At 50.4% G+C, this 12,402-nt stretch carries 11 protein-coding genes and 1 pseudogene; 4 read left to right on the forward strand and 8 right to left on the reverse strand.

The features are described from left to right. Positions 1-5: 5 nt before the first annotated feature. The 4 genes from DPQ25_RS03615 to DPQ25_RS03630 form a co-directional block, all read right to left on the reverse strand. Positions 6-1,100, reverse strand: coding sequence for an efflux RND transporter periplasmic adaptor subunit (locus tag DPQ25_RS03615; RefSeq protein ID WP_112331786.1), 1,095 nt, complete (start codon positions 1,098-1,100; stop codon positions 6-8). Then, complete coding sequence (locus tag DPQ25_RS03620; protein ID WP_112331787.1) at positions 1,087-2,190, reverse strand: efflux RND transporter periplasmic adaptor subunit; 1,104 nt, start codon at positions 2,188-2,190, stop codon at positions 1,087-1,089. Before DPQ25_RS03620 ends, DPQ25_RS03615 begins: the two co-directional genes overlap by 14 nt. Continuing rightward, positions 2,174-3,310: an efflux RND transporter periplasmic adaptor subunit gene (locus DPQ25_RS03625; RefSeq protein ID WP_112331788.1), complete on the reverse strand. Its 1,137-nt coding sequence runs from the start codon at positions 3,308-3,310 to the stop codon at positions 2,174-2,176. The genes DPQ25_RS03620 and DPQ25_RS03625 overlap by 17 nt, the downstream gene beginning before the upstream one ends. 323 nt (positions 3,311-3,633) lie before the next feature. Then, positions 3,634-4,188, reverse strand: a complete 555-nt coding sequence (locus tag DPQ25_RS03630) for a hypothetical protein (protein WP_112331789.1) — start codon at positions 4,186-4,188, stop codon at positions 3,634-3,636. Positions 4,189-4,360: 172 nt separating this feature from the next. On the opposite strand from DPQ25_RS03630, the gene DPQ25_RS14895 reads away from it, so the two are divergent. Continuing rightward, positions 4,361-4,978, forward strand: coding sequence for a hypothetical protein (locus DPQ25_RS14895; protein ID WP_207657289.1), 618 nt, complete (start codon positions 4,361-4,363; stop codon positions 4,976-4,978). 1,365 nt (positions 4,979-6,343) lie between these two features. Here DPQ25_RS14895 and DPQ25_RS03640 read toward each other — a convergent pair. Beyond that, positions 6,344-6,535, reverse strand: a pseudogene (locus tag DPQ25_RS03640) (transposase); the annotation flags it as partial. On the opposite strand from DPQ25_RS03640, the gene DPQ25_RS15195 reads away from it, so the two are divergent. The 3 genes from DPQ25_RS15195 to DPQ25_RS03655 all read left to right on the forward strand — a co-directional run bounded on the left by DPQ25_RS15195 (position 6,510) and on the right by DPQ25_RS03655 (position 7,574). Next, a complete protein-coding gene (locus tag DPQ25_RS15195) occupies positions 6,510-6,704 on the forward strand; it encodes a helix-turn-helix domain-containing protein (RefSeq protein ID WP_262510500.1) in 195 nt (64 codons plus the stop codon). The pseudogene DPQ25_RS03640 and the gene DPQ25_RS15195 sit on opposite strands and share 26 nt — an antisense overlap. Positions 6,705-6,822: 118 nt before the next feature. Beyond that, positions 6,823-7,152 (forward strand): cupin domain-containing protein, encoded by a 330-nt coding sequence (locus DPQ25_RS03650; RefSeq protein WP_112331790.1) that lies wholly within the window; start codon positions 6,823-6,825, stop codon positions 7,150-7,152. Between the two features lie 47 nt (positions 7,153-7,199). After that, complete coding sequence (locus tag DPQ25_RS03655) at positions 7,200-7,574, forward strand: hypothetical protein (RefSeq protein ID WP_112331791.1); 375 nt, start codon at positions 7,200-7,202, stop codon at positions 7,572-7,574. Between the two features lie 388 nt (positions 7,575-7,962). On the opposite strand, the gene DPQ25_RS03660 is transcribed toward DPQ25_RS03655, so the two are convergent. From DPQ25_RS03660 to DPQ25_RS03670, 3 genes are all read right to left on the reverse strand, one after another. Further along, positions 7,963-8,436, reverse strand: a complete 474-nt coding sequence (locus DPQ25_RS03660) for a TspO/MBR family protein (RefSeq protein WP_112331792.1) — start codon at positions 8,434-8,436, stop codon at positions 7,963-7,965. A 102-nt stretch (positions 8,437-8,538) separates the two neighbouring features. Continuing rightward, positions 8,539-10,467 carry an ABC transporter ATP-binding protein gene (locus DPQ25_RS03665; protein WP_242978208.1) on the reverse strand — a complete coding sequence of 643 codons (1,929 nt, stop codon included), beginning with the start codon at positions 10,465-10,467 and terminating at the stop codon, positions 8,539-8,541. Then, positions 10,445-12,304 carry an ABC transporter ATP-binding protein gene (locus tag DPQ25_RS03670; protein WP_242978209.1) on the reverse strand — a complete coding sequence of 620 codons (1,860 nt, stop codon included), beginning with the start codon at positions 12,302-12,304 and terminating at the stop codon, positions 10,445-10,447. Before DPQ25_RS03670 ends, DPQ25_RS03665 begins: the two co-directional genes overlap by 23 nt. Positions 12,305-12,402: the final 98 nt, after the last annotated feature.

A 12,402-nucleotide genomic window follows, 5' to 3' on the forward strand; every position in this document is an offset into this window, starting at 1 on the left:
CTCCCTTAATCCAAGATCAGCGTCTGGCCTTCGGTGAGCCCGTCCAGAATCCATGTCGTGCTCATATTATTCTCGCCTTCGACCACATAGCGTTTTTTTACCGTTTCACCGTCCAGGACGTAGACATAGCGCCTGCTCTCATCCTTTTTTATCGCCGAACGGTTCACCAACAGTACATTATGTAAGTCCACATCGTTGCCGGTAACCGCTACCTTCCGCTTTGCCAGCGCGGGGTCCAATTTGCCGTCTAGTTCAATAAGGGCCTGCCCCTGCTTCAGGGCAGCCGGAAGGATGTTGGAGGCGCTAATCACCCTGCCCGTGTAAGTCTCAACCTCGTCGTTGTTGCCGATCTGCACCGTAACCGGCATGTTATAGCGGTAAGCCCCCTCCGCATCCTCGGCCGAGATCAACAGCCTGTCAGAAGCGTACATCGTAACCAGCACCTGCGATTGGTCTACCTTATCGCCCTGGTTGAAGCTGACGACACTGTCCACAATACCGTCAAACGGTGCTACCAGTACGGTCTCGCTGATTTGAGACTGAAGCTTCTGAATCTCCTCCTGCTGAGCCGCCAGGCTATATTCCGTCTGGTACACATACTGGTCATATTGGGATTGAAGCTTTTGAATGTTCAGCGCCTGAATGCGGGCCTCATAGGAGCTCAGCCCGTTCAAGGCTGCTTCGGCCTGCTTTATTTGGTCCTGGCGCTGCTGCTTGCCCAAGGTAAAATCCCGCTGCGCCCGCTCCAGCGCCAGCTGTTTTTCCTCCAGCGCCACCTGGTTCTCTTCCGTGGTAAAGCGGGCCAGCACATCGCCTTTAGAAACCTCTGTCCCGCTGGTAACATAAAATTCGTCGAACCGCACCGAGCCCTCCGTCCAGCGGAGCTCCGCCTGCACCGGATAGACGACGCTCCCGCTTCCGGCAACCTCTTTCGTAAAGTTTCCCCGCTCTACCACGGCGGTCTTATAATTGGCCTTTTCAGGGGCTTCCAGGGTCTCCTCCAGAATCATTTCATTCTGCTGGGAGCCTGCTTGGCGGCTGCAGCCGCCAAGCAGGACGGCAGCCGCCAACAGCACCGCTGCGGCCTTACTCCTTGACATAGACTTCATCCCCTTCCTGCAGGCCCTCAAGGATCTCCGCCTTAACGTCCGACGTCATGCCGACCTCCACTTCGCAGCGCACCCGCTTTCCGTCCTCCATACGGTAGACATACTGCCCGGTCTCATCCCTGTACAGCGCGTTGACGGGAACCGTCAGCACATCTTCCTTATAGCCGCTTTGGATGTAAATGCATACATACTGCCCGCTTTCCAGCGCGGCGCCGGCAGCATCTATTGAAAAGCGTGTATCCATATCCTCGCCATACAGAACGCGGGAGACATATTCCTCCTGGTCATAGGGCTCATAGGCAACATCATAAATCTGATCGCCGACGCTGGCATAAATCCGAGTTGCGTCACGCAGGTCCGCCTCACTGATATATTCAGCGCTGATGACCAGCTCCGACTCATTTACAAGATAGAGAACCGGCGTGTAGCCCTGTACCGCCGCCCCCTCGGACAACCCGCCGATATAGACAACACGCCCGTCATAGGGGGCGACAAGCTGGTTGTCGCCAGCTTTAGCCTGTAGCTCCGCCAGCTGGTCCGACAGACGCTTTTGCTCCATAGCCTGCAGTTCCCTGCTATGGCTCAACGCGGTCTCAAGCTTGTCAATATCCAGCTCCTTTACCTGTATCTGCGCGGCAGAAGCCCCTTGCTCCCGCATTTGCTCCAGTTCAAGCTTTGCGATGCCGATGTCCAGCTGTTGCTGCTGAACGCTGAATTGAGCATCATTTTTCTGATAATCCAGCTGTTTTTGCAAGGCGTCAATCTGCTCCAGCAAGGCGGATTCGTCCAGCTGCGCCAGTACCTGGCCCTTGGTAACCAAGTCTCCGACATTGACGTTTTTCTTTTCCAGTGTTCCCTCGGTTTTGAAATAAAGCGCCTCCACCGCAGGCTTTATCTCCCCGTCCAGATACTGGATATTATAGATTTCACCCCGGGTTACGGCGGCTGTATCCATCTGCACCCCGACCGGCTCCAGCAGCTCGGGGGCCTGCTGCTCCGCCGTTCCCTGACAGCCGGGCAGCAGCAGGATTCCCGCCAGAGCTAAAAACAGCGCCGCTGTTCTTTTAAGAGTCCAATACAACGCTGTCACCTTCTTCCAAACCGCTTACAATTTCAATCCACTCGCCCGCTTTCAGGCCGGTCTCCACATTTTTCATAATCTTCATGCCATTTTCGTCCAGACAATATACAATCTTTTGCCCGTTGGCCGTCTTAACCGCTTCAGCCAAGGTGTACAAAACGCCCTTCCGCTCATCCAAAACCACGTTTACCGCGCCGGCGTTCCCGCTCTCCAGCTCTGGGTTCGGATGCAGCAGCTGTAAATAGCAGCGGGCCTCGCCCTCCTCCTGCTCCGTCAGGCCCAGACTGGCTGCGTCCACCACCCGGGCCGGGTAAGCCTCCTTTTTATAGACGACATCTACCTCATCGCCCGTTTTAAAATATTCACAGTCCTCACCTTTTACAACGAACACCGATGTTTCCATGTCTGAAATGGTGATAAAGCGCTCATCCTTCACGGAACGCTCGCCTTCTTCCACCTGTTGGACATAGGTGGCTGTTCCGTCGATGGAGGCGTAAATCTGCCGGCGGCTCTTCTCCTGCCGCAGCTGGCTGAGCTTTTTATTTTGGATATAAATATCGTCGTTCAAAGCTTCTATCTGATTATCATATTGAACCGTCAAACGGCTTTTCTCTATGCGCTGAGCCTCCAGCTGGCTCTTCAGTGCGGCCGTGTCTGTATCCTGCCCTGCCGCCTGAAGCTGTTCTTCCAGTGATTGGCACAGCAGCTCCTGCTTTTGCAGGTCCAGCGCCTTGTCCTCTTTGGCATGCTTCAGCTTTACCTGGGACTGAGATAGGGTATATTCCTGCGCTTCTATCTGCTCGTCAATATTCCCCTGCTCCAGCTCCGCCAGCAGCTGGCCTTTTTTCACCGTCTGCCCTGTCTCCACATAGACCGCTGAGATGTACTCGCCGCCAAGCGCAAAGCTCAAATCCTCGGCTTTAGCCGGCCGGTAGGTGCAGCTCACCTTCTGGCTCAGCTGTAGGTCCCCCCGCAGCACCGGTGTCTGCTCATATTCCTCCACCTCGTAGTCTCGGACTACAGGGGCCGCAGGCAGCTCCTCCTCTTCGGGCAAAATGGCGCAGGATGTGCAGGATAATAGGACGATTCCTGCCAAAATCGGCAGCCACTTTTTCCTCATAACCCCACCTCATTTTCACAAGATTTATTTATTTTAGCATACTCATTTTGTTTGCACAATCATTTAATCGCAATTTTATTTAAAAATATTCTATAATTTTTTTGCATTCTCATCATAATACACAAAAATAAAACTGGTTTTTATATCAGCTATAAAACCATCTGTACCCTTAGGTACCCTGTAAAAGCACCGCGCATCAATTACAGGCCGAGATTATGCGCGCCCGTCTTCAAAGGCATAAATGGGGGTAAGCGCGCATAGAGATGCGCACAGAATCACAAGCAGGCACCTGTGAAGCATGGCCTGACACCGGAACGGCCTGCCTACTGGCTTTCGTTGCTATCACGGCTCTCACATGGAAAATATTTATTCGTCCATAGCTGAGCCTCTATGCATTTATATTTAGGTATGATTTTATTTAAAAACAGGCGTATATCCTGATTATAATTTTTAATGTATGAATATAGCGTATCTACTAAAAACACCGGCTGCCTATCATCACTTTCAAACTGAGCCATACTGTCGCCAAAGGTAAAGCTGATGTCGAAGGGATCGATTTCATTTAACGGCAGCTTCACACATACGCCGTGATCGAAATTCTCGTAAAAAGCATCGCAATATTCCAGAACAAAATAAAATGGATGTTTCAGCTGCGGTTTGCCGCCCAACTCCATAAACTCGTTATATAATGCTTGCTCTACTTGCAGGCGGTACGCATAATAAAACTCAAAATCCGGCCCAAAGCGTTTATGTGCCCGGCATTGACTTGATTTGTACAATTGATCGGCTATTTCAAAAGCCCTTTCTCGAGGTAGGTGCATAATACTGCGATATGGCCGGCTGCTTGGATGTCTGTAATTTACCAGCATTATATTCATCTTTCTCTCCCTCTCTCCTGTCTTAATAAGCTTATGCCGATTATATTATCACAAAGTCATAATTGAAGCTATTTAAATGTTAGCAATTTTTCCATTAAATGAAATTTTAGAACCTTTTACCGGCTCCTAAAATATAATAGTATAAAAACAGTAGGAAAGCTGGAATTACTCCATGAAGCAAAACTTTTTTTGTAATAACAAAGGCTGTCCCTACTATCCGTACTATTGTTGCCAAAACACTTGTTGGATCGGATTGGCCGGTCCAACCGGTCCAACCGGACCCACTGGCGCTACAGGACCTGCAGGCGAGGCCGGAGCCATCGGGCCTCAGGGGCCTCAGGGCATTACTGGCCCGGCTGGGCCCACTGGCGCAACCGGAGAGGCTCCCAACGATATTTTCGCCTCCTTTAATACCTTTCAGGCCCTACTACCTGTCGGGTCCCTTATTTCTCTATACCCCGATATCAGCGATCCTACAGGGAGTATTGTTGCAGCAGACCCCACGCACATTATGCTGGCTCCCGGCTATTATCTTGTATCCTACAAGGCATCGGTGTTATTTCAAGCGGCAAGCTATATGCAAATTACTCCTTCATACAACGGTACAGCTCATTTGGATGCAGGGATCTATTTTGCCACATCAACCGGCGGAACAAGTGCCAGCGGTTCGGCTTTCATTATCATCCGCGCTCCTGCCCAGACCGTGTTTACGCTAACCTATTCCGGCTCCAGCGAAGCTAGAGCAGGAGATATTAACCTGACTATACTGCGCCTGAACCGGCCGCTTTAGCATGCCATAGGCTTCAATTGACATATATAATCCACCAGGCGCTAATTTCAAATAAAGGTGCATATTCTTCAAAAGGCTGCATACTAACTTTTCAGCACGCAGTCTTTCTGGTAAAAAAATTTATAAGCTTTTAATATTCCATTACTACGAGAAGAGGACCTCTTCGAAAAGCCGGCATAGATTCCAAGTTTCAATAGAACAAAAGAAGTCAAAATTCGAATGTCCCGTTTTTTGATTTTCAGCAAAGAATCGCATAACAACAGAAAAAGCTACATCTTAATGTTTCAAGATGTAGCTTTTAATTTGAGTTTACGCTACAAAAAAGATGCCAGTAAGGGACCGTAGTACCAACCCGCAAGAGGTTGGTAGCAAGCCGAAGCGTTGTGAGCGTGTTTACAAGCGAACAGCGCAGGCGCAGCGTGACTTTTTGCGAAAAGGGAGAAGCAATGAAGCGGTGACTGACTTTTTATGAAATAAAAAATCGGAACGAGCGTAACTCGTTCCGATATGCCAAAGGACTATGAAAAAGATATTTTTCGCAATTCGGCTGGTGGGGTTGAACTCTCCTTAGATTTAGTATAGAATCTCTATGATTTCTTTGAATTCACCCGTATCGCGAAGTTTATCAAACTCCGGAGATAATAACCATTTGTCGCGCATGATTTCACAAAGTGTCCTTGTGTCCGATGTTTCAAAATCGATTTTTCTTGCTGTAATATCTCCCAGTAATATACTGGAAAAAGTTTGTTCTTCCGGTCGTCTGTCAAACAGTCTGGCTGCTGTTGCTCCAATTTTTAGGTGCTCAAGAGCCGCCAAGTTGTTATCGAGTCTTGCAAATAGTTTTGCTATATCCAGTTGCAACTTGGCGGCACCCCAACCATCCGGTGTGATGGCGTTGTCGTACACAATTTTTTCAAGTTCCCATACTTTATTTATTACAACAATGGACTGCTCATCTGAAATACAGCTGGAATTTGCCAATAACCATATGGAGCTTCTTAACGCTTCATAGTCACGCTTTATTTTCTTTCTTAAATAAGGAAGCTTTTCGTTGTCAGTCAAACTCCACCACATTTGATTTTCTTTACAGAATTCAGCCGACGGCAGGGATTCATAGATCCTTCTGCCCTTTTCTTTTCTTCCCATTTCACAGTGATTAAAAGCAAGTCTAGCTGTTGCTTCAAGACGAATGTTCTGATCAGGGCAATATTTCATAATCCTTTCGCCCAAGGCAGTGATTTCCGCATCATATTTTTCCAGGTTTTCTTTCCATTCCGGAATATTGCCGTCATCATCTCCTGCAATAAATAATGCATGCATCAGTTTATTCAATAACGCAAAGTTATTTGGATATTCTGCAATACCCTCACTTGCCAAATCGTCCTCCAACTGGTTTTGGATATACTCCTGGATCATCTTCGCATTCTTTCCTACCGTATCTACAAAGGATCCCCTGCTCCAAAAATTTCGGCTTCCATATTTATACTTCAGGTTTGCGTGTCTGTCGAAGATCATCAGTGCGCTTTTACTCTTGAGTGTCCCCACGAACTGTGCTATACCAAAACAAAGGAGTGAAGGTTATGGATCTATTGATCGGCAAAAAAAGATTGCAGAGCTCCGAAAGGCGCAGGGCATGATGCAGGACGAACCGGCGGAGGCGCTCAACGTCTCCCCGCAGGCCATCTCTAAATGGGAAAACGGATTTTCCCAAACAAAAGGATATTAAGGAATAACCTGTGTTTACCTGCTTGCGAATAAAAGAATTAAGCAGAAAAGAAATGACAATTCTTGAAGAGGAATGATATAATAAGTGTGAAAACAAATTAGAATTCGGAGGCACAAATATGTTATTAGATTTTAACGATATAAAAGAAATCACAATTCCAGGTATGAATAGTGGAACAGGTATGATGACAGCAAAAATGTATATGGACGAACAAGGAAAAATCATTCCTTGTGCCATTCATGCAGGTGATTCTATTGGTTTGCATAAACACGAAACAAGTGATGATATTAACTATGTATTATCTGGAACTGGGAAAGCAATTTGTGATGGAAAAGAAGAAATATTGGAAAAAGGAACCTGCCATATTTGTAAGAAAGGCTCTGAACACAGTATCATCAATACTGGCAGTGAAGATTTACTTCTTATTACAGTAGTGGTAGAACGATAAATCCTAGTTTAACTGAAAGAAAAATTAGAATTTGAAAGGAGAAAACAATGAAAAAAATTATAACTATTTTTAGTGTTATAGTTCTTATTACATCACTAACAGCCTGTTCGCCAGACTTCAATGGAAGCAGAACAGGAAATGACAAGCAACTAATTATGGAATATACAGCGTTTAATACTACTGATTCTCAAGATTTAGTTGTTGAAGCTGGGGATATTATTCATACGGAAATTGTAATTGAGGACGGTCAGTTATCATATAAAATTCAGAAAAATGATGATGAACCTATCGCTGAAAGTGAAGGCATTTTCTTTTCAGTAGACTATGATGTTGAGGTAGAAGAAAGCGGAACATATACAGTAACAGTAACAGGAGAAAAAACAAAAGGAAGCGTTAAATTCGTAGTAGAAAGTGCGGAGTGACTTACTGAAATAAATCAGCAAATCACAGTTTATGCGTAGATAAGTTCAAAATCTTTCAGACAGACACAGTGATCCAGACGTGGTGGCGGTCGAAGACATCGAGCCATGACAGCGAAGCTGTCAAACGTCTGTTTCACTTCGGCTGTGAGCGAGCCTGCGGCGAGCACGTTCGCAGCCTGCCGTAAAGGCCGGCATAACTGGTATATTACCCGTTTGGGACAGCGTTATCATCCACCCGCCCCCTTCTTTACGGGCAATGGGACGGCCCCGCTTGATTCCGCCGGTTGCTCACTCATTCGTCTGCCTGTTTTTCTGCTCCCTCTGGTAAAGGGTTAAAGGCAAGTATAACAAACAACAAGGAGCGCCATAGAGCGCTCCTTGTTGCTTGTTAATTTAAAACCGCCACACCGGCGGCGAGATAAGTGGCAAATAAGGTCCAGATCAGGTACGGAACCATCAGGTAAACCGCCGCCTTCCGAACGCGGCGCATCTTCAGCATGGTCGCCACAATCAGCAGATCCAGCACCACAATGACCGCAACCGCAGCCCAAAAAGCCTGAAAGCGAAAAAACACGATGCTCCACAAAAAGTTCACCGCCAGCTGGGCGGCATAATACTTCAGCGCCTCCCGCTTTTTGTCCCCATCCGCGTCGGAGGCATAGACAAGATAGGCCGCAATGCCCATCAGTGCGTACAAAATTCCCCATACAACAGGGAACAGCCACCCCGGCGGAGAAAGCGGCGGGTTATTGAGCTCCGGATAGAGTCCCCCCGAATTGCCCGACAGCAAAGCCGACAGGGCACCAACCAGCTCCGCAAGGACGATGCTGGTCAACAGCTCAAACCAATTGATTTTCTTCAATAAACCACCCCCATTTTTGTTACTATATGTTGACACACCGTCAATTATGTATCCGTGGGGGCCAGACAGGCAGAATCGGGGAAAGCCCGGCGAAGGCGCCCGCTAGACAGGCTCCGCCTCCGGCTTGGCATAATACTGCGCCTGTGCATGCCAAAGTGCGTGGTATTTACCGCCCGCTTCGGCAACAAGCTGTTCATGGCTGCCCTGCTGAACAATTCCTCCCTGGTCAAAAACCAGAATCCGGCTGCAGAAGCGGCAGGAGGAAAGGCGATGGCTGATATAAATTGCGGTTTTATCCTCGACGATCTCATCGAATTTAGCGTACACTTCAAATTCGGCCACCGGGTCGAGCGCGGCGGTCGGTTCATCCAGCACGATGTAGGGCGCCTCCTTATAGAGTGCGCGTGCCAGCGCTATTTTCTGTGCCTCGCCCCCGGAAATTTCTACGCCCTGTTCGTCAAAATCCTTGTAAAGGCAGGTGTCCAGCCCCTCGGGCAGCTCAGCCAGCCGCCCGTCAAACCCGGCTTTTTCCAAGCAGGCCTCAGCCCGGGCCAGGTCATAAGCCGCCCGGGCCGCCACGTTTTCGCCAAGCGGCACAGAAAGCAGCTGAAAATCCTGGAATACAACGGAAAAGATCGATTGATATTCGTCATACTGGTATTTTCGGATATCGATGCCATTGAGCAGGATTTCACCCTCCGTCGGATCATACAGGCGGCAAAGCAGCTTGATAAACGTGGTTTTGCCAGATCCGTTCCGCCCAACCACCGCCAAGCGCTCGCCGGCGGTGAATTTTAATGAAACATGCCGCAGCGCCCATTGGCTGCTGCCCGGGTATTGAAAGCCGACATTGCGAAATTCAATTTCATACTCATTGTCGCCCTTCTCGCAGAATGCCCGTTTTTCCACTGGAAGAGATCCGCGGTACATCTCGTTGGGAATATCGAGAAATTCAAACGTAGTGCGCAGAAAAGCCGCGTTATTGCGCATGGAGCCGAGGGCGGAAACCAAGTCGGAAAGGCCGCCGGACAGGGCAGTAACGGCCCCTACATACTGCGCTATGGACCCAACGCCGAAGGCGCCCGCCCAAGCCTTGAGGCAGACAAACACATAGACAAGCCCGGTAAAAAGCACGGAAACAGCGGCCCCCAGCGCCCGGTACGCGCTCATGGGCCCTTTGGCGACGCGGGCAATCGGCGACCCTGGGCAAAAGACGCTTTCCGTCATCAGCTTTTTTATGCAGAAGCGCTCCTGCCGGTAGATGCGCAGATCCAGCGCCCGCTCGCGGTCAAAGGGAAACATCCCGAAAAAATTAAAGCAGCGGTTGCCAAACTTGGCCTGGCCGGCGGCCTCGACCCAATAGCGCTCCGCCTTATTGGCAAGCAGTGGCGCCAAAAAGGTCACTGCCAATAACAGGCCGATAACCAGCACCACAAAGAGGGGATGGTTCAGCGCCGTCAATTCCCCCGCATGTGCCGGAACCGGCAGCGTAAACAGGCTGACGGTCAGCGCAATGCCGCCGCCGACCTTGAGCACAGCCGTGAGGCCCTCCTCGAAGTTCCAGAGGAACCTCGCCAGCCCCCAGCCGCTCCACTGGTCATTCTGTCTGATTTGTGAGAGGAGGTCATGGGTATGGGCATCATCCATTTTACTGAAATCCATCGACAGCAGCTTTTGGGTGTAAACGCTTCTTCGTTGAAACCATTGAATCCCCCAATCGCTGCAAGCGTTTTTCCAGCGGCTCAGTCCGGCCTTCAGTAATGCTAGGCCGGCCGCAAGCGCCAGCGTAACCGCCGCCAGGCGCAGCAGAGCCTGTGGGTCGCGCGCACCGCTCAGCTCATTGAGGATCAGCGCGGAAAGGTAAAGCTCCGCATAAGGCGCCAGCACGCTGACCAGGGCAAACAGTGTTGTGGAAATAAAAAATCTAGGAGACAGCTCCCACCAGATTTGAAAGGCACGCCAGTTCAGCGCAGCCGCTTCCTTTAGGGGGACTTTGTCTGTTTGTTTTTTATGGGCTGACCGTTTCGGCATCCGGTACTCCTCCCTTCCGGTAATAGCGGCTTTGAAGCTCGAACAGGCGGGCATAGGCCCCGTTTCTTCCAAGCAATTCACGATGGGTTCCCTCTTCCATAATCTTTCCGTCCTCCAGGTAAACAATCCGGTCGCAGAACTGTGTGGAGGCCAGCCGGTGAGAGATATAGACGGAGGTGCGCCCCTCTGTCAGCTCGTTATATTTTTGATAGAGCTCGCTCTCCGCAAGGGGGTCGAGCGCGGCGGTCGGTTCATCCAGTACAATGACCGGCGCATCCTTATAGAGGGCCCTGGCCAGCATCAGGCGCTGCTTTTCACCGCCGGAAAGCTCTACTCCATCCTCATACACCTCCTTGCCGATGTGGGTTTCGGCCCCCCGCGGCAGTGCCTGAAGCTTCTCGGCCAGGCCTGCTTTGCGCACGCAGCCGTCCAGCCTGTGCGGGTCTATACCCTCATCCGTTTGGGCAATATTTTCCGCCAAGGTGCCTGCCAGTATGGAAAAGCTTTGAAAGACCGCGGAAAAATGGCGGTAATAATCCCGCCGGTTCCACCGTTTGATATTCTCCCCATTCATGAGGACCTCGCCCTCCGTTGGGTCGTAAAACCCACAGATCAGCTTAATCAGGGTCGTTTTCCCGGCTCCGTTCAGCCCGACAACCGCCAGCTTTTCCCCGGCTCGGATTTTCAGGTTGATGCCCTTGAGCGTGTCGGCCTCCGCACCGGGGTAGCGGAAGCGCACGTCTTTCAGTTCGATTTCATAGGGCTTGTCGGCTTCGGGCTCCAGGGCTTCGCCGTCCTCAAAGCGGAACGGTTCCTGCAGCTCCAAAAATTCGCGGACGGTCGAAATGTCCAGCGATTGCTTATACAGAGTAGTAAAGCCTGAGAGAATACCGGTCACCCAGGCGGTAAAACCGCCTACCGCCGTAAAATAGAGCAAAAACTCCGCCGCCGTCAACCCCTGCGTCAGCGTAATGCCCAGCAAATAGGCGTAGGCCGCGCCGTTGCGCAGCAGCGTCATCAGGACGTCCACAACATCCGCCCACAGATAAACCCGCTCACGGCGACCGATAAAGTCCTGGTACAGCCTATCGTATTTTTGGTGGATCTCCTCCAGCCAGCCGCGCATGCCGAAAATACGTACATCCTTGGCCAGCGCACGGTCGTCCGCCTTTACGCCCACATAATTTAATTTGTGTATATATTGCGCCTCTTCCTCACGGTGGCGCCAGCCCCAGCCGTTGATGCGCTTTCCGGCAAAATAGCCGGCCAGGGTGGTAACAGCCGTAATAACAATGAGGACAGGATCCAGCGCGGAGAGCAGCAGCAGATAAATGACAAAGCCCGCCGTGCTTTGCAGCAGCTCCGCCAGCGTGTCCCATACGGCCTCTGTTGCCTGGGAATTTCCTCCAACCGCTTCGCCCGCCTTGTCCCTTTTTTTCAGCACGGCCGGGTCTTCCGTATTCGGATATGAGGTCCGCGCAAACTTCTTATTGATCTCTGCCAAGATTTTGAGCCGCACGGCGATGCGCCCGAAAAGCGTATTGGTCGCCACCCAGGTTTTCAGTATATTGAGAACCAGCAGCGCCAGCACAAAAAACGCAATGGTGCCGAGCACCCCCTCCAGCGGTACCCGGTCCTCAACCGCGCCGAGGATGGACGGGGCAATAAACAGGTTGACCAGGTTCAGGCCCACAAAGAATAGCGCCTGCAGCAGGCAGAGCGCTAAAACGCTCTTCTGTTCCTGCCAAGCCAGCCCGGCCATGTAAGCGGTATTCTGCCAGAGATTATAGCGCGGCCGCTCTTTGGGCGGTTGCTTTTGTTTTGCTTCCTTTTTCAAATCTCCACACCTCCTGCCGTCATTTTAGCATAGGCAGACATACAATCGTGCATTTCTGCACGAACGGTATGTTTTTGAGCGCAAATGGTAAAAATTAT

The sequence above is a fragment of the Hydrogeniiclostridium mannosilyticum genome (assembly GCF_003268275.1).
Lineage (GTDB): Bacteria > Bacillota > Clostridia > Oscillospirales > Acutalibacteraceae > Hydrogeniiclostridium > Hydrogeniiclostridium mannosilyticum.

Excerpts from the sequence above, each read along its gene's own strand:
- DPQ25_RS03615 (WP_112331786.1), bottom strand. The coding sequence starts at position 1,100 with ATGTCAAGGAGTAAGGCCGCAGCGGTGCTGTTGGCGGCTGCCGTCCTG.
- DPQ25_RS03625 (WP_112331788.1), bottom strand. The coding sequence starts at position 3,310 with ATGAGGAAAAAGTGGCTGCCGATTTTGGCAGGAATCGTCCTATTATCC.
- DPQ25_RS03630 (WP_112331789.1), bottom strand. The coding sequence starts at position 4,188 with ATGAATATAATGCTGGTAAATTACAGACATCCAAGCAGCCGGCCATAT.
- DPQ25_RS14895 (WP_207657289.1), top strand. The coding sequence starts at position 4,361 with ATGAAGCAAAACTTTTTTTGTAATAACAAAGGCTGTCCCTACTATCCG.
- DPQ25_RS03650 (WP_112331790.1), top strand. The coding sequence starts at position 6,823 with ATGTTATTAGATTTTAACGATATAAAAGAAATCACAATTCCAGGTATG.
- DPQ25_RS03655 (WP_112331791.1), top strand. The coding sequence starts at position 7,200 with ATGAAAAAAATTATAACTATTTTTAGTGTTATAGTTCTTATTACATCA.
- DPQ25_RS03665 (WP_242978208.1), bottom strand. The coding sequence starts at position 10,467 with ATGCCGAAACGGTCAGCCCATAAAAAACAAACAGACAAAGTCCCCCTA.